The following is a 19,356-nucleotide window of genomic DNA, read 5'->3' as shown; positions in this document are numbered from 1 at the left end:
TGACTGGTCAATTTAATGCCTTTCTTACAGATCAGCCATCGCTGCGCTGCGATTCGGGAAGAACGCCAGGCGTCCCGGAATCGGTTGAATACCGGATCGAGCCATTGTGCGCAGAGGCTGAAATTCCACGTTACACACGCGCAGTTCACACCCTTCAGGCAGTCGCTTCACAAAACGCTGGAACGCATCAAGACCACCGGCATCAAGCACCGGAACGGCATCCCACTTCAGAATAACAATTCGTTTTCCTTCCAGACGTGATTCCAGTTCAGTGAACAGACCTTCAGCCGCAGCGAAAAACAGCGGGCCGATAACACGCAGAACCAGTACATCGTCAGGCACGTCTACTGCTACCGGAGCCAGGCGAGTCATACGGGCGATACGGCGCATAAACAGCAGCGATGCCAGCACGATCCCTACGCTGATGGCAATAACCATATCAAACAGCACGGTCAGTGACATGCACAGCAGCATGACGATGATGTCATCCTTCGGCGCATGACGCAGCAAATCGACCACTTTATGCGCTTCACTCATGTTCCACGCCACCATCAGCAGCAGGGCAGCCATGGCGGAAAGCGGCAGCCAGGAAAGCAGCGGTGCCAGTACCAGCAGGGCAAGAATAACCAGAATAGAGTGAATTACCGCCGAGATGGGGGAAGTCGCCCCGGCACGGACGTTAGCGGCAGAACGCGCGATCGCGGCTGTAGCGGTAATACCGCCAAAGAATGGGGCAATGATATTCCCCAGCCCCTGGCCGACCAGCTCACTATTCGCTTTGTGTTTCGTCCCGGTCATACCATCCAGTACCACAGCGCAGAGCAGAGATTCAATCGCCCCGAGCATTGCCATTGAGAATGCTGCAGGCAGAAGAGTGCGAATGGAGTCCCAGCTTAGCGTGAATTCTGAATTGGGCAGATCCCACGGTAGCACCAACTGCGGCAGCAGTTGCGGGATACCGTTACCCTGGGAGCCATCGGCCAGAACGTAGTGGAATTGCGAGCCGATGGTAGCAACATGCCCGCCGAGCAGGTTAACAATTCCCATCACCGCACAACCGGCCAGCAATGCTGGAAGGTGACCAGGTAAACGGATGCCCAGGCGCGGCCAGAAAATCAGGATCCCAAGCGTAACAATACCAATTGCGGCATCACCCACGTTAATCGTCGGCAGCGCCATAAATAATGCGCCAACTTTTTGCAGATAATGTTCCGGGACATGAGCCATTTGCAGACCGAGAAAATCTTTAATCTGCATCGTACCGATGGTGATCCCGATACCCGAGGTGAAGCCTAAGGTAACGGAAACCGGAATATACTCAATCAGGCGGCCAAAGCGTGCCAGCCCCATCAGGATCAAAAAGATCCCAGACAACAATGTCGCAACCAGCAGGCCTGCCAGTCCAAACTGTTGCGAAACAGGATAGAGAATTACCACAAATGCCGCAGTCGGACCGGAGACGCTAAAGCGCGACCCACCCGTCAGAGCAATGACAATCCCTGCAACAGCAGCGGTGTATAAACCGTACTGTGGAGCTACGCCACTGCCAATTGCTAACGCCATTGCCAGCGGAATAGCAATAATCCCGACGGTAATCCCGGCAATCAGGTCACGGGTAAACCGTGCGGCAGTGTATTTTTCTTTCCAGCAAGCGTCGATCAGAGCGCGGAAAGGCATCACATGTGAGGAGAATATTTTGTTCACAATAATGTTTCATCCGTGAGCGCATCATCTGTCAACTAAATGGCAGGTGAAGGAGGCATAGGTCATACAAATGGATATTACAGACAAAAAAACCCGCCGCAGCGGGTCTTTGAGCCGGGTTCGATTAATGTTCGAACATAGCAGAGATCGATTCTTCGTTGCTGATACGACGAATCGCTTCGGCCAGCATACCTGACAGGGTCAGAGTACGCACGTTCGGCAGTAATTTGATTTCATCGCTCAGCGGAATAGTATCGCAGACAACGACTTCATCAATTACAGAGTTACGCAGGTTGTTCGCCGCGTTGCCAGAGAAGATCGGGTGAGTCGCATACGCAAATACACGTTTAGCACCACGTTCTTTCAGCGCTTCAGCAGCTTTACACAGCGTACCGCCAGTGTCGATCATGTCATCGACCAGTACGCAGTCACGACCTGCAACGTCACCGATGATATGCATCACCTGGGAAACGTTCGCACGTGGGCGACGTTTATCGATGATTGCCATATCGGTATCGTTCAACAGCTTAGCGATAGCGCGGGCACGCACAACGCCGCCGATGTCCGGAGAAACCACAATCGGGTTATCCAGATTCAGCTGCAGCATGTCTTCCAGCAGGATCGGGCTACCAAATACGTTATCAACCGGAACGTCGAAGAAACCCTGAATCTGTTCAGCGTGCAGATCCACTGTCAGCACACGGTCAACACCGACGCTGGAGAGGAAGTCTGCAACCACTTTCGCAGTGATTGGTACACGAGCGGAACGGACGCGACGGTCCTGGCGCGCATAGCCAAAGTAGGGGATAACAGCGGTGATACGACCTGCGGAAGCACGACGCAGGGCATCAACCATAACGACTAATTCCATCAGGTTGTCGTTAGTAGGGGCACAAGTGGACTGGATGATGAAAATATCACCACCGCGTACATTTTCGTTGATTTGTACGCTGACTTCGCCGTCGCTAAAGCGACCTACAGCGGCGTCGCCGAGTGAAGTGTACAAGCGGTTGGCAATACGTTGTGCTAGTTCCGGGGTGGCGTTACCAGCAAAAAGCTTCATATCAGGCACGAGAAGAACCTCAGGCATGCGTCCATTGGTGGAAAGAATCTGCCGAAAACTGTGCGGGCCAGGCAATATTCTTTCCAGGCGGTGTATTAAAGAGCGCGATGCAACGTCTGGAACAAGGTGACGTTGTCACCGAAACTCAGCTTGCCCGGCTTAAAGCATGGCTCTGTGCAATGGGGAAAGGTTGACGCCTTTCGCCACAAAGCCATTGAGCCATTCCGGGGCTTGCTCTAGCACCTGGCGGGCTTCAGACTCTGTATCAAATTCAGCAAAGACACAGGCCCCTGTCCCAGTCAGGCGCGACGGGGCGTATTCTAACAGCCAGGAAAGCACCGCATCAACCTCGCGAAAACGTTTTCTTGCGATAACCTCGCAATCATTGCTAAATTCACATTTTAGCAACGTTTCTATTGACCTTTTCGGCGTGTTGCGCGGGAGTTCGGGATCTTTAAAAATTACCGGTGTCGGAATACTCACACCAGGGTGTGCTACCAGATACCATTTTTCTGGCGGATCCACCGGTGTTAATATTTCGCCAACGCCTTCGGCAAAAGCAGCATGACCACGCACAAAGACAGGTACATCAGCGCCCAGCGTCAGCCCCATTTTCGCCAGCTCCTCGATGCTGAGTCCACATTGCCAGAGATGATTTAACGCCACCAGAACAGTCGCGGCATTGGATGAACCGCCGCCCAGACCGCCGCCCATCGGCAAACGCTTGTCAATACTGATATCTGCACCGCTTCCCGCCGGAAGACGCCCGCTGGCGGCTGCTGTTTTCATCAGCAAGCGTGCCGCGCGAACAATCAGGTTATCTTCGTTTTCCACGCCTTCAACGGGCGTTAACAGGCGAATTTCCCCATCGTCACGAAGTTCAATGTTGATGGTGTCGCCGTAATCAAGAAACTGAAACAGCGTTTGCAACGTGTGGTAGCCGTCCGCACGCTGACCGGTAATGTATAAAAACAGATTAAGTTTTGCCGGAGAAGGCCACTGAGTCCGCATTATTTCACTATCCAGTTATCCATTTTTAACTTGATGCGCTGACCGCCGTCGGTGAGCTCCATATTGGCAGGCATCGCTGGTTGCGTTTTAGTGTCATAACCACCGTATACCACTTTCCAGTTTTTGCCGTTCTGGCTGTAGGTGATTTCACTCAGGCGATATTGATCGTCCAGTTTGTAGTCGGTCGCGTCTCCCGGCAAACCTAAAATCCACTGACGCAGACTATTGAGCGGTATTGGCATCCCGGTCAATTTGCCTATCATCTCTTCGGCATCATCAGCGGTGTACCGCTGGCCTTTGTTATCCACTAACTGCACGTTACCTGGTTGCGCATTCAGCTCCAGCTCGGTGCTGCCCAATGGGTTAGTCAGCAGCAGACGGTAACGATCCTGACCGGTTTGCTGCCAGAAAAAGCGGGCGTAGACTTTCTGTTGATCGGAAATATAAGCAAACGCACCGCGAGTCTGATACTGATTAAGATTACGAACGTCTTGCTGATGCTGACGCCACTGTGGCGAATCCGGGCTTTTGCCTGGACCTTTGGGCGTGGTAACGGAACAGGCAGTGAGCACGAGGGCTGCCAGCGGTAGCAGGCGGATAAGACGAAAATCGGGCAGGGGCATAATGATGACAAGTCCTTGAGATACGTTGCAGTTATAACCCTTAATGCTAGCGTTACCGTCCGCTATCGTCTATGTTCAAGTTGTCTTAATTGCCAGAATCTAACGGGTTTCGGCAATTACTCCAAAAGGGGGCGCTCTCTTTTATTGATCCCGCGCATCCTGTATGATGCGAGCAGACTAACCATATCAACGTTGGTATTATTTCCCGCAGACATGACCCTTTTAGCACTCGGTATCAACCATAAAACGGCACCTGTATCGCTGCGAGAACGTGTATCGTTTTCGCCGGATAAGCTCGATCAGGCGCTGGACAGCCTGCTCGCGCAGCCGATGGTGCAGGGCGGCGTGGTGCTGTCGACGTGTAACCGCACAGAACTTTATCTTAGCGTTGAAGAACAGGATAACCTGCAAGAGGCGCTTATTCGCTGGTTGTGCGATTACCATAATCTTAATGAAGAAGATCTGCGTAATAGCCTCTACTGGCATCAGGATAACGATGCGGTTAGCCACTTAATGCGTGTCGCCAGTGGTCTGGATTCACTGGTTCTGGGCGAGCCGCAAATTCTCGGCCAGGTGAAAAAAGCGTTTGCCGATTCGCAAAAAGGCCATATGAAGGCGAGCGAACTGGAGCGCATGTTCCAGAAATCTTTTTCTGTAGCGAAACGCGTTCGTACCGAAACAGATATTGGTGCCAGTGCCGTGTCTGTCGCTTTTGCGGCTTGTACACTGGCGCGACAGATCTTTGAATCACTCTCTACGGTGACGGTATTACTGGTAGGGGCGGGCGAAACTATTGAGCTGGTGGCACGTCATCTGCGCGAACATAAAGTGCAGAAGATGATTATCGCCAACCGTACTCGCGAACGAGCACAAATTTTGGCAGATGAAGTTGGCGCGGAAGTGATTGCATTGAGCGACATCGATGAACGTCTGCGTGAAGCCGATATCATCATTAGTTCTACCGCCAGCCCATTGCCGATCATCGGTAAAGGCATGGTGGAGCGTGCATTAAAAAGCCGTCGCAATCAACCGATGCTGCTGGTGGATATTGCCGTTCCGCGCGATGTCGAGCCGGAAGTCGGCAAACTGGCGAACGCCTACCTTTACAGCGTTGATGATCTGCAAAGCATCATTTCGCACAATCTGGCACAGCGTAAAGCTGCCGCCGTGGAGGCGGAAACCATCGTCGCTCAGGAAGCCAGCGAATTTATGGCGTGGCTGCGTGCACAAAGCGCCAGTGAAACCATTCGCGATTATCGCAGTCAGGCAGAGCAGGTTCGCGATGAGTTAACCGCCAAAGCGTTAGCGGCTCTTGAACAAGGCGGCGACGCGCAAGCCATTATGCAGGATCTGGCATGGAAACTGACTAACCGCCTGATCCATGCGCCAACGAAATCACTCCAACAGGCCGCCCGTGACGGGGATAACGAACGCCTGAATATTCTGCGCGACAGCCTCGGGCTGGAGTAGCAGTACATCATTTTCTTTTTTTACAGGGTGCATTTACGCCTATGAAGCCTTCTATCGTTGCCAAACTGGAAGCCCTGCATGAACGCCATGAAGAAGTTCAGGCATTGCTGGGTGATGCGCAAACCATCGCTGACCAGGATCGTTTTCGCGCATTATCTCGTGAATATGCGCAGTTAAGTGATGTTTCGCGCTGTTTCACCGACTGGCAACAAGTGCAGGAAGATATCGAAACCGCACAGATGATGCTCGACGATCCAGAAATGCGTGAGATGGCGCAGGATGAACTGTGCGAAGCGAAAGAGAAAAGCGAGCAACTGGAACAACAACTTCAGGTTCTTTTGCTGCCAAAAGATCCTGATGACGAACGCAACGCCTTCCTCGAAGTGCGCGCCGGAACCGGCGGCGATGAAGCCGCGTTGTTTGCTGGCGATCTGTTCCGCATGTACAGCCGCTACGCGGAAACCCGTCGCTGGCGTGTGGAAATCATGAGCGCCAGTGAGGGTGAACATGGTGGTTATAAAGAGATCATTGCTAAAATCAGCGGCGATGGTGTGTATGGTCGGTTGAAATTTGAATCCGGTGGTCATCGCGTGCAGCGTGTCCCTGCCACGGAATCGCAGGGGCGGATCCATACTTCTGCTTGTACCGTTGCTGTAATGCCGGAACTGCCAGAAGCGGAACTGCCAGATATCAACCCGGCGGATTTGCGCATTGATACTTTCCGCTCTTCAGGAGCGGGAGGTCAGCACGTTAACACCACCGATTCGGCAATCCGTATTACCCACTTGCCGACCGGCATCGTTGTTGAATGTCAGGATGAACGTTCACAGCATAAAAACAAAGCGAAGGCGCTTTCAGTGCTCGGTGCTCGCATCCATGCGGCGGAAATGGCAAAACGCCAGCAGGCGGAAGCCTCGACCCGCCGTAACCTGCTGGGGAGTGGCGATCGCAGCGACCGTAACCGTACCTATAACTTCCCACAGGGGCGCGTCACCGATCACCGTATCAACCTGACGCTCTACCGTCTGGATGAAGTGATGGAAGGTAAGCTGGATATGCTGATTGAACCGATTATTCAGGAACATCAGGCTGACCAACTTGCGGCGTTGTCCGAGCAAGAATAATGGAATATCAACAATGGTTGCGCGGAGCAATAAACCAACTTCAGGCGAGTGAAAGCCCGCGGCGCGATGCTGAAATTTTGTTGGAACATGTTACCGGCAAGGGACGCACTTACATTCTCGCCTTTGGTGAAACGCACCTGACTGACGAGCAACGAGAGCAACTCGACGCGCTGCTGGCGCGTCGTCGCGCCGGTGAACCCGTTGCTCATTTAACCGGTGTGCGTGAATTCTGGTCGTTGCCGTTGTTTGTTTCGCCAGCGACCTTGATTCCTCGTCCGGACACCGAATGTCTGGTAGAACAGGCGCTGACACGCTTGCCTGAACGGCCTTGTCGCATTCTCGATCTTGGTACTGGCACCGGGGCGATAGCCCTGGCATTGGCCAGTGAACGCCCGGATTGTGATGTTACGGCGGTTGACCGAATGCCTGATGCAGTTGCCCTTGCAAAGCGCAATGCACAGCATCTGGCGATTAAAAATATCCATATCCTGCAAAGCGACTGGTTTAGTGCACTTGACGAGCAGCAGTTTGCGATGATTGTTAGCAATCCACCGTATATCGACGAGCAGGATCCACATCTTCAACAAGGCGATGTCCGCTTTGAGCCGTTGTCGGCGCTGGTTGCGGCAGACAGCGGTATGGCTGATATCGTTCACATCATCGAACAGTCGCGTAATGCACTCGCATCCGGCGGATTTCTGCTTCTGGAACATGGCTGGCAGCAGGGCGAAGTGGTGCGGCAGGCATTTATGCAGGCGGGTTATCGTGATGTCGAAACCTGTCGTGACTACGGTGATAACGAGCGCGTGACGCTTGGTCGCTATTATCGATGACAAGTTTCAACACGCTGCTTTGCGTTCATCTCATCAGTATCGTGCTTTCTGTCGGCTTTTTAGCCCTGCGTTTTTGGTTACGCTACCAGGAGCATTCACTGGCATTTGCTCGCTGGACGCGAGTATTGCCGCCAGTTATTGATACAGTATTATTGTTCAGCGGCGTTGCGCTGATGGCTAAAGCGCACATCCTGCCATTTTCCGGGCAGGCACAATGGCTGACTGAAAAGCTGTTTGGAGTTATCATTTATATCGTTTTGGGTTTTATTGCTCTCGATTACCGTCGGGTGCACAGTCAGCAGGTGCGCATTATTACCTTCCCGCTGGCGCTGGTGGTGCTGTACATCATCATTAAACTCGCCACCACAAAAGTACCGTTACTGGGGTAAGTCATGAGATCGTTAGCTGATTTCGAATTTAATAAAGCGCCGCTGTGCGAAGGCATGATCCTGGCTTGCGAAGCAATCCGCCGCGATTTTCCCTCGCAAGATGTATACGACGAACTGGAGCGTCTCGTTAGTCTGGCGAAGGAAGAAATTAACCAGCTTCTACCTTTAGAAGAGCAGTTGGAAAAATTGATCGCGCTGTTTTACGGCGAATGGGGGTTTAAAGCCTCACGCGGTGTTTATCGCCTCTCCGATGCTTTATGGCTTGACCATGTGTTGAAGAACAGGCAGGGCAGTGCGGTATCGTTAGGTGCCATTTTGTTGTGGGTCGCTAATCGTCTCGATTTGCCGCTACTGCCGGTGATTTTCCCGACGCAGCTTATTTTGCGCATTGAATGTTCGGATGGCGAAATTTGGCTGATTAACCCTTTTAACGGCGAATCGTTAAGCGAACATATGCTGGATATATGGTTAAAGGGAAATATCAGCCCATCTGCGGAACTGTTTTATGAAGACCTGGATGAAGCAGATAACATTGAGGTTATCCGCAAGCTGCTGGATACGCTGAAAGCATCACTGATGGAAGAAAACCAGATGGAACTTGCATTACGCACCAGCGAAGCCTTATTACAGTTCAACCCGGAAGATCCGTATGAAATTCGCGATCGCGGGTTGATTTATGCGCAACTGGATTGCGAACACGTTGCGTTGAATGATTTAAGTTATTTCGTTGAACAGTGTCCGGAAGACCCGATCAGCGAAATGATCCGTGCGCAAATTAATAACATCGCGCATAAACATATTGTGCTGCATTAATTAATCGACATTTTACTTAAGATTAAGGCGATCCTATGAAACAAAAAGTGGTTAGCATTGGCGACATCAACGTAGCAAATGACCTGCCGTTCGTGCTGTTTGGCGGTATGAACGTGCTGGAATCCCGCGATCTGGCGATGCGCATTTGCGAGCACTACGTAACCGTAACCCAGAAATTGGGTATCCCTTACGTGTTCAAAGCCTCTTTTGACAAAGCCAACCGCTCCTCCATCCACTCTTATCGTGGGCCGGGCCTGGAAGAAGGGATGAAAATCTTCCAGGAGCTGAAGCAAACTTTTGGCGTAAAAATTATCACCGACGTTCACGAGCCAAGCCAGGCACAGCCTGTTGCTGATGTTGTGGATGTGATTCAGCTACCGGCCTTTCTTGCTCGCCAGACCGATCTGGTGGAAGCCATGGCGAAAACTGGTGCGGTAATTAACGTCAAGAAACCACAGTTTGTCAGCCCAGGCCAGATGGGTAACATCGTTGATAAATTCAAAGAAGGCGGCAACGAAAAAGTTATTCTTTGCGATCGTGGCGCTAACTTCGGTTATGACAACCTGGTTGTCGATATGCTGGGCTTCAGCGTAATGAAGAAAGTGTCTGGCAACTCGCCGGTAATTTTCGACGTTACCCACGCACTGCAATGCCGCGATCCGTTTGGTGCAGCTTCCGGTGGTCGTCGTGCCCAGGTGGCCGAACTGGCACGTGCCGGTATGGCAGTCGGTCTGGCTGGTTTGTTTATTGAAGCGCATCCGGATCCGGAACATGCGAAATGCGATGGTCCATCCGCGCTGCCGCTGGCGAAACTGGAACCATTCCTCAAGCAGATGAAAGCAATTGATGAGCTGGTTAAAGGTTTCGAAGAACTCGATACCAGCAAGTAATCTTTTTGCTTAAAAACAAAAGCCTTAGCGTTTTGGCTGCACCCCAAAAGTTGGACACCCAACTGATTAAGGTGCAGTTTTTTATGGCCAAAGGATACAAAAAAGGCCGCAGGTTGTTACTCCTGCGGCCGGTTTCGGGCGCATATTGCCATCACGGCAGCCTGACACCCGTCTTCACCTTATTTCCGGTTACGCCACCAGCCGACAATCGCTGCGGTGATAATTCCCGCAAGGATCGGTGCTGCCAGGTCGTGCCAGAAAGTTATGGCAAACTGCGCGAGCGTCATATAGCCGCCTTTTTGTTGTAATGACAACGTTTTGCGGCTATTCTTGAAGTGTCTGGTTTCAAGATTAGCCCCCGTTCTGTTGTCAGGTTTGACCTCTCAACGTGCGGGGGTTTTCTCTTTCCAGCAACCAATGCCGCCAGGGATAAAGCCCCCACAACATTGCGCCTCACCGGATAACTCCGGCTTGGCGTGGATACTACACTTCAAGTTTTCTTTACTTCACCCCTGAAACGTTCGTAATGAAGAGTACATTCCGGATTTTCACCAACTGTTGCAGTGATTTCGTGCAAGCGGTGGCACAGGCTCGCAATTCTGATTAATGAATTACTCAGGAAGGTTAAAAGAGATGAAACACGGAGGGATTTTTCTTATCTCCCCCGATCTCTGTCATCAGGGGAGATATCAATGTCAGGCAAATATCGTCATCAAATAGGCGGCAAACAGAGCCAGATGCGCTGCGCCGTTGAGGACGTTAGTACGCCCGGTGGAGAATGAGATATGACACAGTACTAAAGAGGCCACCATCACCACCATCTCCGGTGCACCAAGAGCAAACTGCAATTCGTTGCCCGTCAGAAAGGCGATCAGCGTCACGACAGGTACGGTCAGCGAAATTGTCGCTAATACCGAACCAAAGAACAGATTCATCGCACGCTGGACCTGGTTGTTTAATACGGCTTTTAACGCCCCTAAACCTTCCGGCGAAAGAATCAACAGTGCCACCAGGAAACCGGTAAAGGCCACCGGGGCATTCATGCTGGTGAGGAGCGTTTCCAGTGGGCTGGCGTTCATTTTGGTGACTGCAATCACCGCTATCAGATGGATAATCAACCAGACAGCATGCCACAGACTGCTATGGGCAGACGGTTTGCCGTGGTGCGGATCGTCATCATCGCTGTCATCCTCGTGCTCATAGACAAACAGACTCTGGTGCGTTTTGGTCTGAATCAGCAAAAATACGCCGTACATTGCCGCGGAAATTAATGCCACCAGTAACGCCTGACCGGTTGAGAAATTCGCCGCAGGCAGAGCCATCGGGAATACCAGCACAATAATTGCTAGCGGAAACAGGGCGATCAAATACTGTTTAATACCAAACAGATTCATATATTGGGTGGCAAATTTGCGTCCGCCCAACAGTAATGAAAAACCAACCAGCCCACCGGTAACAATCATAATGATTGAATAGAGCGTATCTCGCATTAACGTCGGCGCGGCATCGCCGGTCGCCATTAAGGCTGAGATCAGACTGACTTCAAGAATAACCACTGAAAGGCTAAGAATAAGAGAACCATAAGGTTCACCCAGGCGATGCGCTAATACGTCAGCATGACGGACAACACTAAAGGCACTGCTTAAAATACCAATAAGCGCAAGAAGGTTGATGGCAATGACCACTGGTAGTGTCTGAGCGCTTCCCCACAGGAACAGCACCACCAGCGCCAGAACCGGGAAAATAAGCGAGGTCTCCTTGTGGCGGGTTTTTACCGCCTCGTGAGCATTTGTCATTATGGTTATCCCTTTGCAGATGAATTTGTCGGAAATGTAATAAATCGGTGGAAAAAATAACAGAAAGTGTCTGGATATCGGTAACATTTTACGAAATTTTACCCCGCTGCCGCTTTTTTACTCTTTGGGGGATAAAAATAATCAACGCGTTTAGCCAATGTTTGTATTAGCGTCTCTTAAGAAGATTCTAACGTGGGAATTCTTATACGCTGGCAAGCGCGGGTATTGTTGACCACACTTAAAGTTCACCTTTAAAAAGGAGTCAATAATGCCGTATAAAACAAAAAGCGATCTGCCAGAAAATGTAAAACACGTTCTACCGTCTCATGCCCAGGATATCTATAAAGAGGCATTCAACAGCGCCTGGGATCAATATAAAGATAAAGAAGATCGGCGTGATGACGCCAGTCGTGAAGAGACAGCGCATAAAGTGGCCTGGTCCGCAGTGAAACATGAATATGCCAAAGGGGATGATGATAAATGGCATAAAAAAGAGTAATCCCCGGAGATGAACTAAAGCTATTCGTGCGGCGTCTCCTTGCAAGTGGTCTGAGAAATGCATATTGTCCCGAGAGTGGTTTCAAAATGAGCAGTAAAAATGTCCGGAAGACACCAATAAGTTGTCGCAAGGAAGTATGCAGTGGCGGAGGTATAAGGTGATAACGCGTGATTTCTTAATGAATGCCGATTGTAAAACGGCATTTGGTGCCATTGAAGAATCACTCTTATGGTCAGCAGAACAACGGGCGGCCTCGCTGGCGGCGACGCTGGCTTGCCGTCCTGATAACGGACCGGTGTGGATCTTCGGCTATGGGTCGCTGATGTGGAATCCGGCGCTGGAGTTTATCGAGTCGTGTACCGGTACGCTGGTTGGGTGGCACCGGGCGTTTTGCCTGCGTCTGACCGCGGGGCGCGGGACAGTGCACCAGCCGGGACGGATGCTTGCCCTGAAAGAGGGCGGTCGCACCACAGGGGTGGCGTATCGCTTACCGGAAGGGTCGCTCGAGCAGGAACTGACTTTGCTGTGGAAGCGGGAGATGATTACTGGCTGTTATCTGCCAACCTGGTGCCAGCTTGATCTTGATGACGGGCGCACAGTAAACGCACTGGTATTTATTATGGATCCACGGCATCCAGAATATGAATCCGACACTCGTGCTCAGGTCATCGCGCCGTTGATTGCGTCAGCGAGCGGTCCGCTGGGAACCAACGCACAATACCTGTTTTCACTGGAACAAGAGCTTATCAAGCTGGGGATGCAGGATGACGGGTTAAATGATTTGCTGGTGTCGGTGAAAAAACTGCTGGCGGATAATTTTCCGGATGGTGTGTTACGGCCAGGATTTGCCTGATGAAACATCTGTCATAGTGGGGCGTCGGACGCCCCGCCAGACATTAAAATGTGAGCACTTTATCGGCTGCCAGCGTCCATTGCGCCAGTTCGATCAGGGTGCCAATTTCAACCCCGTCAATCAGCGGAAGTGGGCTGATGCCGCGACCATCGGTGCAGGTCTTGCACAGTTTCACGGGTACATTTTGCGCCGTGAGGATCTCCAGCATTTGCTGAATATTGTAGCCTTCCCCTGGTTTTTGTCCGCGCAATCCGGCAGTGACCGCATCAGACATCAGAAACAGACGCAGATCCAGGTCGCTCTTCTGCTCTCGTAGCGCAATGGCCAGCCGCAGGCTGTTAAATAAGGATTCACTCCCGTAGGGGGCTCCATTGGCAACGATCACGATTTTTTGCATTATTCACTCCTGTATTCAGAGAATTAGACTTTCTATTTATATCTTACTGTTTTTGTGCTGTCTGACCAATTTGCCGCATTTTTAGGATTTTCCATAAAGCGTGAGAAAGTACGAGAAAAGTTACCAGTAATCGTTATTCTATAAAGTAATGAGTGTTCATTTTTATCGGAAACTACTGACGTTTTGAGCCGTATCGTCTTTCGTGTTATCCCGCTTTTTTTACTCTTGCTGCTGGCAGGCGGTATGGCTGATGCACAGCCATCCTTTGAGCAGCAATCGGCAAATCCTTTTGATAACGATAATGATGGTCTGCCGGATTTAGGAATGGCACCGGAAAATCATGACGGTGAAAAACACTTCGCTGAAATTGTGAAAGATTTTGGTGAAACCAGTATGACTGATAACGGTCAGGATACAGGCGAACAAGCGAAAGCCTTTGCGCTGGGAAAAGTCCGTGATGCGCTTAGCCAGCAGGTTAATCAGCATGTAGAATCCTGGCTTTCGCCGTGGGGGAACGCCAGTGTTGACGTCAAAGTGGATAACGAAGGACATTTCACCGGAAGTCGGGGAAGCTGGTTTGTACCGTTGCTGGATAACGAGCGCTATCTCACATGGAGCCAGGTTGGACTGACCCAGCAAGACGATGGTCTGGTAAGTAATCTTGGCGTGGGTCAACGCTGGAAGCATGGCTCGTGGTTGATGGGATACAACACGTTTTATGACAACTTGTTGGATGAAAATCTTCAGCGGGCAGGCTTTGGTGCTGAAGCCTGGGGAGAATATCTGCGCCTGTCGGCAAATTATTATCAGCCTTTTGCCTCATGGCGTGAACAGACAGCTTCGCTTGAGCAACGTATGGCGCGCGGTTACGATCTGACCGCCCGAATGCGAATGCCGTTTTACCAACATATCAACACCAGCGTCAGCGTCGAACAATATTTTGGCCAGAGTGTTGATCTGTTTAACTCTGGCACGGGGTATCACAATCCAGTTGCCTTGAGTCTGGGGCTAAATTACACACCTGTGCCACTCGTCACAGTGACCGCCCAGCATAAACAAGGCGAAAGTGGAGAACGCCAAAATAACCTCGGACTGAATATTAACTACCGTTTTGGCGTGCCGCTCAATAAACAACTGTCTGCTGGTGAAGTTGCGGAAAGTCAGTCGCTGCGCGGTAGTCGCTATGACAATCCGCAGCGAAATAATTTGCCGGTTATTGAGTATCATCAGCGTAAAACTTTAACGGTGTTTCTGGCGACGCCGCCCTGGGATCTTAAACCCGGCGAATCTGTACCGCTGAAATTACAAATCCACAGTCGTTACGGTATTCGCCAATTGATCTGGCAGGGAGATACGCAGATGTTAAGTCTGACGTCGGGAGCAACTGCCAACAGTACGGATGGCTGGACGCTGATCATGCCGGACTGGCAGAGCGGGGAAGGGGCGAGCAATCACTGGCGATTGTCGGTGGTGGTGGAAGATAACCAGGGACAGCGTGTCTCCTCCAATGAGATCACGCTAACGCTTGCCGAACCTTTCGATGCGATGGCAAAGGACGAACTGCGCTGGGAACCATAATCAGAAAATACGTTCCTGATGCACCCATACCGCGGCTTCCACACGAGATTTGAGCTTCATTTTTTTCAGCATGTGCTTCACATGTACTTTTACCGTGCTTTCTGTGATGTCCAGGCGGCGGGCAATCATCTTATTCGGTAAGCCCTGAGCAATCAGCTTCAAAATATCGCGCTCGCGCGGCGTTAACTGGTTGACGTCGCGTTCAGTAGTCGCGCGGTTAGCACGCAGGCTGGCGGCCAGAACGGGGGTTAACGCCTCGCTTAATACCATTTCGCCAGCAGCAGCCTGATGTAACGCTTTCAACAGATCTTCCGGCTCCATATCTTTTAACAGATAGCCATCTGCGCCGCGTTTCAGGGCGGTGACCACGTCCTCTTCATGGTTAGAGACGCTGAATACCACAATGCGACCGGATAAAGATTTTTCACGCAGTTTATCCAGCGTTTCCAGACCGTTCATGCCGGGCATATTCAGATCAAGCAGAATCAGATCCGGATCGAGAGATTCCGCCAGTTCAATACCCTGCTCGCCATTACTTGCTTCGCCAACCACGGTGATATCGGGGGCCATGCTGATAAGCTGTTTTACGCCAGTTCGCAGCATCGGGTGATCGTCGATCAGCAGGATAGTAGCCGGTTCCTGATTACTCATGGGTATCTCCTTGGACGTCTGTGAAATTTTTTTCGGGAATAAAAGTGACCACCACTTCGGTGCCACCTGATTCACGACGGCGGACGCGGCAGTCGCCACGCAGACTTTGCGCACGGTCACGCATAATTATCATGCCGTAGTGATTGCTGCGGATGGCATTTTCAGGCACTCCGCAGCCGTTATCCTGGACGGTCAGTTTGACCTGATTATCGTTTTGCGCCACTGTTACCACGACCTCGCTCGCTTGCGAATGTTTGAGGGCGTTACTTAATGCCTCACGGGCAATTTGCAACAGATGGATTGCCTGATGCGAAGGCACCAGGCGCGGTGGCAATTGGTAATCCAGCTTCACCGGAAAGCCAAATTTGGCGCTGTATTCTTCACAACTTGCTTCCAGTGCCGGGCGTAACCCCGGTTCGGTGAGCTGTAAACGGAATGTGGTGAGCAGCTCACGCAACTGCGCCCAGGAAGCATTCAGTTCGTTACGGATCTGGCTTAACAGGTCGCGGCTGCTTTCTGGCAGCGCGTCGCCTTGCATCTGTAAACAACTCACCTGCATCTTCATGCAAGAGAGAGATTGGGCAATAGAATCATGCAGTTCGCGCGCAATGGTGGCACGCTCTTCCATCACGATCAACTGCTGCTGGCGTTCCTGATGGCGATCCAGTGCCAGAGTGGCGGTTAATTGCTCAACCAGCGTATCCACCAGTTGCTGTTGATCATGGCTTAGATGGCGGCCCTGCGGCAGAGTCGCCAGCAAAATTCCGTACTGCATATGAGAATCGGTCAGTCGCCATTTCAGGGTCGTGCCGCGATCGCCAACAGGTAATACGCCGCGCGGGCAGAGTTGGCAGCCTTTGTCGTCGCAGGTCATATCCGACTGGCAGGTGAACTCCTGATGGTTCTCTTCATCTTCAGTGTCATACACCCGCAGTTCGATATCACGCAGTAGGGTTAAATTTTGTAAGCCGTTGAGTACGGGAGACAGGCGTTCACACAGCGGGGCGCGAGAATGCAAACGACGGTTAGCCTGCCACAAAAAAGAGAGTATCTGATTTTTATGTTCCAGACCGGCGGTTTTTTCCCGTACTCGCTGCTCAAGTACGGCATAACTCTCCGCCAGTTCCGCAGACATATTGTTCAGCGCTGTTCCTAACATCGCCATTTCATTGCGACCGCTGATATGTGCCCGCTGGCTAAAATCACGGTGACTTACCGCACTCGCCATCGCCAGCAATTGCCGCCACGGTTGCAGCAGTCGCGCTCGCAGCCAGATAATGGTGAAGACCAAGAGCAATGTCATAAACACCGCCATCACCCGGTGGACCATCACCACCGTCTCAATGCGCATTTCAGTGGTGTGATCAAAACCTGAGACTAACTGATCCAGCCCGGCAACAAACTGACTGACGTCTGCCGATACGGTTTCTCTGGTTTGCGCACGTAATAGTCCTGGAACGAGTTCATTGCGCCAGTACTCCTGCAAACTTTTTAGTTGTTCCTGTTGCCCGTCGCGTTCTGCGGCACGGCTTAATTCTGGGCTAAAGGCGGTTTGCTCCATCTCTTTTAGCAACGGCGTGTCTTTCTCGCTTAATGGCACCGCTGCCAGCAGGCGGTAACTTTGCATACGCAGCGATCCTGCTTTGTTGATGGCATGAGCGCTGCCCTGAACGCCTTGCACCAGCCAGCCAGAAACCGCCATCCCCGCCAGTCCAATAGCGGTAGAAAGCAAAACAATAAGCGCAACCTGATTGACCAGGGTGAGCGGAGAGAGACAACGTTTAAGCATGTAAACCTCTTCCTTCAGGCTTTGAATGAGCAATAACCTTAATGAATGTGATGATACATTCTGAAATGGCATTATTCTCAGCTATTGGCTGAAGTATACCCATACCCGGAAAGAGTTACTCCTTATTTGCCGTGTGGTTAGGCGTTTTACATCAGTAAGGGTAGGGATTTTACAGCGCCGTGAAAAATCTCATAATTTTTATGAAATCTCTGTACTCACTATGGGTAATGATAAATATCAATGATAGATAAAGTTATATTGTCGTTTGATTTATATCAAATTACCTTTAGCTACAGCCACTAAGGTGGCAGACATCGAAACGAGTATCAGAGGTGTCTATGAGTCACTCATCCGCCCCCGAAAGGGCTACTGGAGCTGTCATTACAGATTGGCGACCGGAAGATCCTGCGTTCTGGCAACAACGCGGTCAACGTATTGCCAGCCGCAACCTGTGGATTTCCGTTCCCTGTCTGCTGCTGGCGTTTTGCGTATGGATGTTATTCAGTGCTGTCGCGGTGAACTTACCGAAAGTCGGCTTTAATTTTACGACCGATCAGCTATTTCTTTTAACCGCACTACCTTCGGTTTCTGGCGCATTATTGCGGGTGCCATACTCCTTTATGGTTCCAATCTTCGGTGGGCGTCGCTGGACGGCGTTTAGTACTGGTATTCTGATTATTCCTTGTGTCTGGCTGGGTTTTGCCGTGCAGGATACCACTACGCCATACAGCGTATTTATCATCATTTCTTTGCTGTGCGGCTTTGCTGGCGCGAACTTCGCTTCCAGTATGGCAAACATCAGCTTCTTCTTTCCGAAGCAGAAACAGGGTGGCGCGCTGGGCCTGAATGGTGGTCTGGGTAACATGGGCGTCAGCGTTATGCAGTTGGTTGCTCCGCTGGTGGTATCACTGTCGATTTTTGCTGCATTTGGTAACCAGGGCGTAACACAACCGGATGGCAGCGAATTGTATCTGGCTAACGCCTCCTGGATATGGGTGCCGTTCCTCGCCATCTTCACCATTGCGGCGTGGTTTGGCATGAACGACCTTGCTACCTCGAAAGCCTCCATCAAGGAGCAGTTGCCGGTACTCAAACGGGGTCATCTGTGGATTATGAGCTTGCTGTATCTGGCGACTTTCGGCTCCTTCATTGGCTTCTCTGCGGGTTTTGCCATGCTGTCAAAAACGCAGTTCCCGGATGTGCAGATTCTGCACTACGCCTTCTTCGGACCGTTTATTGGCGCACTGGCACGTTCTGCGGGGGGGGCTCTGTCTGACCGTCTCGGCGGCACCCGTGTAACGCTGGTGAACTTTGTCCTGATGGCGATTTTCAGCGGCCTGCTGTTCCTCACCTTACCGACTGACGGGCAGGGCGGAAGTTTCATGGCGTTCTTCGCGGTCTTCCTCGCGCTGTTCCTGACGGCGGGGTTGGGGAGTGGTTCCACCTTCCAGATGATTTCCGTGATTTTCCGTAAACTGACGATGGATCGCGTGAAAGCAGAAGGTGGTTCTGACGAACGCGCTATGCGTGAGGCAGCAACCGACACTGCAGCGGCGCTGGGCTTTATCTCTGCCATTGGTGCTATCGGTGGCTTCTTTATCCCGAAAGCGTTCGGTAGCTCACTGGCATTAACGGGTTCGCCAGTCGGTGCAATGAAAGTATTTTTGATTTTCTATATCGCCTGCGTGGTAATTACCTGGGTGGTATATGGTCGGCATTCTAAAAAATAAATCGTAATATTTGATTATCCTTTGCGCGGCGTAATGTCGCGCTTTTTTTATTTGTCATTTAGTTACAACATACTTTCAGGGGGATAATTATTTCAACGGCGTCATTAAGCATCATTAATATGTCATCCATGGGGGATACTCCT

19 protein-coding genes are annotated in these 19,356 nt (G+C 51.2%); 10 read left to right on the top strand and 9 right to left on the bottom strand.

The genetic code is table 11. The annotated features are described in order from the left end of the window. Positions 1-24 precede the first annotated feature (24 nt). The 4 genes from dauA to lolB all read right to left on the bottom strand — a co-directional run bounded on the left by dauA (position 25) and on the right by lolB (position 4,401). The gene (gene dauA / locus A1WG_RS00760) at positions 25-1,704 is read right to left on the bottom strand and encodes a C4-dicarboxylic acid transporter DauA (protein ID WP_001033338.1); all 1,680 of its coding nucleotides are present in this window, start codon (positions 1,702-1,704) and stop codon (positions 25-27) included. A gap of 124 nt (positions 1,705-1,828) precedes the next feature. Beyond that, on the bottom strand, positions 1,829-2,776 hold the full coding sequence (gene prs / locus A1WG_RS00765) for a ribose-phosphate diphosphokinase (RefSeq protein WP_001516529.1): 948 nt from the start codon (positions 2,774-2,776) through the stop codon (positions 1,829-1,831). Positions 2,777-2,926: 150 nt separating this feature from the next. Beyond that, positions 2,927-3,778: a 4-(cytidine 5'-diphospho)-2-C-methyl-D-erythritol kinase gene (gene ispE, locus A1WG_RS00770; protein WP_001516528.1), complete on the bottom strand. Its 852-nt coding sequence runs from the start codon at positions 3,776-3,778 to the stop codon at positions 2,927-2,929. Further along, positions 3,778-4,401, bottom strand: coding sequence for a lipoprotein insertase outer membrane protein LolB (lolB, locus tag A1WG_RS00775; protein ID WP_001130692.1), 624 nt, complete (start codon positions 4,399-4,401; stop codon positions 3,778-3,780). The genes ispE and lolB overlap by 1 nt, the downstream gene beginning before the upstream one ends. A 213-nt stretch (positions 4,402-4,614) precedes the next feature. On the opposite strand from lolB, the gene hemA reads away from it, so the two are divergent. The 6 genes from hemA to kdsA are packed head-to-tail and all read left to right on the top strand — an operon-like array spanning position 4,615 to position 9,920. Continuing rightward, positions 4,615-5,871, top strand: a complete 1,257-nt coding sequence (gene hemA, locus A1WG_RS00780) for a glutamyl-tRNA reductase (RefSeq protein ID WP_001516527.1) — start codon at positions 4,615-4,617, stop codon at positions 5,869-5,871. Positions 5,872-5,912: 41 nt separating this feature from the next. Next, complete coding sequence (prfA, locus tag A1WG_RS00785) at positions 5,913-6,995, top strand: peptide chain release factor 1 (RefSeq protein ID WP_001516526.1); 1,083 nt, start codon at positions 5,913-5,915, stop codon at positions 6,993-6,995. Next, a complete protein-coding gene (prmC, locus tag A1WG_RS00790; RefSeq protein ID WP_001516525.1) occupies positions 6,995-7,828 on the top strand; it encodes a peptide chain release factor N(5)-glutamine methyltransferase in 834 nt (277 codons plus the stop codon). The genes prfA and prmC overlap by 1 nt, the downstream gene beginning before the upstream one ends. Further along, positions 7,825-8,217: an invasion regulator SirB2 gene (gene sirB2 / locus A1WG_RS00795; protein ID WP_000200357.1), complete on the top strand. Its 393-nt coding sequence runs from the start codon at positions 7,825-7,827 to the stop codon at positions 8,215-8,217. Before prmC ends, sirB2 begins: the two co-directional genes overlap by 4 nt. 3 nt (positions 8,218-8,220) lie before the next feature. Continuing rightward, complete coding sequence (sirB1, locus tag A1WG_RS00800; RefSeq protein ID WP_001257034.1) at positions 8,221-9,030, top strand: invasion regulator SirB1; 810 nt, start codon at positions 8,221-8,223, stop codon at positions 9,028-9,030. A gap of 35 nt (positions 9,031-9,065) precedes the next feature. Further along, the gene (kdsA, locus tag A1WG_RS00805; protein ID WP_000811071.1) at positions 9,066-9,920 is read left to right on the top strand and encodes a 3-deoxy-8-phosphooctulonate synthase; all 855 of its coding nucleotides are present in this window, start codon (positions 9,066-9,068) and stop codon (positions 9,918-9,920) included. A gap of 179 nt (positions 9,921-10,099) precedes the next feature. On the opposite strand, the gene A1WG_RS0122585 is transcribed toward kdsA, so the two are convergent. Continuing rightward, positions 10,100-10,207, bottom strand: coding sequence for a type I toxin-antitoxin system toxin Ldr family protein (locus A1WG_RS0122585; RefSeq protein ID WP_032141347.1), 108 nt, complete (start codon positions 10,205-10,207; stop codon positions 10,100-10,102). A 408-nt stretch (positions 10,208-10,615) separates the two neighbouring features. Further along, positions 10,616-11,716 (bottom strand): sodium-potassium/proton antiporter ChaA, encoded by a 1,101-nt coding sequence (gene chaA / locus A1WG_RS00810; RefSeq protein WP_001516524.1) that lies wholly within the window; start codon positions 11,714-11,716, stop codon positions 10,616-10,618. A 268-nt stretch (positions 11,717-11,984) separates the two neighbouring features. Between chaA and chaB the strand changes: the two genes are divergently transcribed. Then, positions 11,985-12,215, top strand: a complete 231-nt coding sequence (gene chaB / locus A1WG_RS00815) for a putative cation transport regulator ChaB (RefSeq protein WP_001146437.1) — start codon at positions 11,985-11,987, stop codon at positions 12,213-12,215. A gap of 157 nt (positions 12,216-12,372) precedes the next feature. After that, positions 12,373-13,068, top strand: coding sequence for a glutathione-specific gamma-glutamylcyclotransferase (chaC, locus tag A1WG_RS00820; RefSeq protein WP_001516523.1), 696 nt, complete (start codon positions 12,373-12,375; stop codon positions 13,066-13,068). Between the two features lie 43 nt (positions 13,069-13,111). Here the strand turns inward: chaC and ychN are convergent, their stop codons facing one another. After that, complete coding sequence (ychN, locus tag A1WG_RS00825; protein ID WP_001516522.1) at positions 13,112-13,465, bottom strand: DsrE/F sulfur relay family protein YchN; 354 nt, start codon at positions 13,463-13,465, stop codon at positions 13,112-13,114. 183 nt (positions 13,466-13,648) lie between these two features. Between ychN and A1WG_RS00830 the strand changes: the two genes are divergently transcribed. Continuing rightward, complete coding sequence (locus tag A1WG_RS00830) at positions 13,649-15,043, top strand: YchO/YchP family invasin (RefSeq protein ID WP_000087125.1); 1,395 nt, start codon at positions 13,649-13,651, stop codon at positions 15,041-15,043. On the opposite strand, the gene narL is transcribed toward A1WG_RS00830, so the two are convergent. After that, the gene (gene narL, locus A1WG_RS00835) at positions 15,044-15,694 is read right to left on the bottom strand and encodes a two-component system response regulator NarL (protein ID WP_000070491.1); all 651 of its coding nucleotides are present in this window, start codon (positions 15,692-15,694) and stop codon (positions 15,044-15,046) included. After that, on the bottom strand, positions 15,687-17,483 hold the full coding sequence (gene narX, locus A1WG_RS00840) for a nitrate/nitrite two-component system sensor histidine kinase NarX (RefSeq protein ID WP_000918090.1): 1,797 nt from the start codon (positions 17,481-17,483) through the stop codon (positions 15,687-15,689). The genes narL and narX overlap by 8 nt, the downstream gene beginning before the upstream one ends. 338 nt (positions 17,484-17,821) lie before the next feature. On the opposite strand from narX, the gene narK reads away from it, so the two are divergent. Beyond that, complete coding sequence (gene narK / locus A1WG_RS00845) at positions 17,822-19,213, top strand: nitrate transporter NarK (RefSeq protein WP_001516521.1); 1,392 nt, start codon at positions 17,822-17,824, stop codon at positions 19,211-19,213. Positions 19,214-19,356: the final 143 nt, after the last annotated feature.

It is taken from the genome of Escherichia sp. KTE96 (assembly GCF_000408525.1).
In the GTDB taxonomy this organism is placed as follows: Bacteria; Pseudomonadota; Gammaproteobacteria; order Enterobacterales; family Enterobacteriaceae; genus Escherichia; species Escherichia marmotae.
Note: the sequence above shows the minus strand (reverse complement) of the source record. Positions and strands in the feature narration are given on the sequence as shown.

Excerpts from the sequence above, each read along its gene's own strand:
- prmC (WP_001516525.1), top strand. The coding sequence starts at position 6,995 with ATGGAATATCAACAATGGTTGCGCGGAGCAATAAACCAACTTCAGGCG.
- narK (WP_001516521.1), top strand. The coding sequence starts at position 17,822 with ATGAGTCACTCATCCGCCCCCGAAAGGGCTACTGGAGCTGTCATTACA.
- chaA (WP_001516524.1), bottom strand. The coding sequence starts at position 11,716 with ATGACAAATGCTCACGAGGCGGTAAAAACCCGCCACAAGGAGACCTCG.
- chaB (WP_001146437.1), top strand. The coding sequence starts at position 11,985 with ATGCCGTATAAAACAAAAAGCGATCTGCCAGAAAATGTAAAACACGTT.
- ispE (WP_001516528.1), bottom strand. The coding sequence starts at position 3,778 with ATGCGGACTCAGTGGCCTTCTCCGGCAAAACTTAATCTGTTTTTATAC.
- A1WG_RS0122585 (WP_032141347.1), bottom strand. The coding sequence starts at position 10,207 with ATGACGCTCGCGCAGTTTGCCATAACTTTCTGGCACGACCTGGCAGCA.
- lolB (WP_001130692.1), bottom strand. The coding sequence starts at position 4,401 with ATGCCCCTGCCCGATTTTCGTCTTATCCGCCTGCTACCGCTGGCAGCC.
- narL (WP_000070491.1), bottom strand. The coding sequence starts at position 15,694 with ATGAGTAATCAGGAACCGGCTACTATCCTGCTGATCGACGATCACCCG.
- prfA (WP_001516526.1), top strand. The coding sequence starts at position 5,913 with ATGAAGCCTTCTATCGTTGCCAAACTGGAAGCCCTGCATGAACGCCAT.
- narX (WP_000918090.1), bottom strand. The coding sequence starts at position 17,483 with ATGCTTAAACGTTGTCTCTCTCCGCTCACCCTGGTCAATCAGGTTGCG.
- ychN (WP_001516522.1), bottom strand. The coding sequence starts at position 13,465 with ATGCAAAAAATCGTGATCGTTGCCAATGGAGCCCCCTACGGGAGTGAA.
- sirB1 (WP_001257034.1), top strand. The coding sequence starts at position 8,221 with ATGAGATCGTTAGCTGATTTCGAATTTAATAAAGCGCCGCTGTGCGAA.
- kdsA (WP_000811071.1), top strand. The coding sequence starts at position 9,066 with ATGAAACAAAAAGTGGTTAGCATTGGCGACATCAACGTAGCAAATGAC.
- hemA (WP_001516527.1), top strand. The coding sequence starts at position 4,615 with ATGACCCTTTTAGCACTCGGTATCAACCATAAAACGGCACCTGTATCG.
- sirB2 (WP_000200357.1), top strand. The coding sequence starts at position 7,825 with ATGACAAGTTTCAACACGCTGCTTTGCGTTCATCTCATCAGTATCGTG.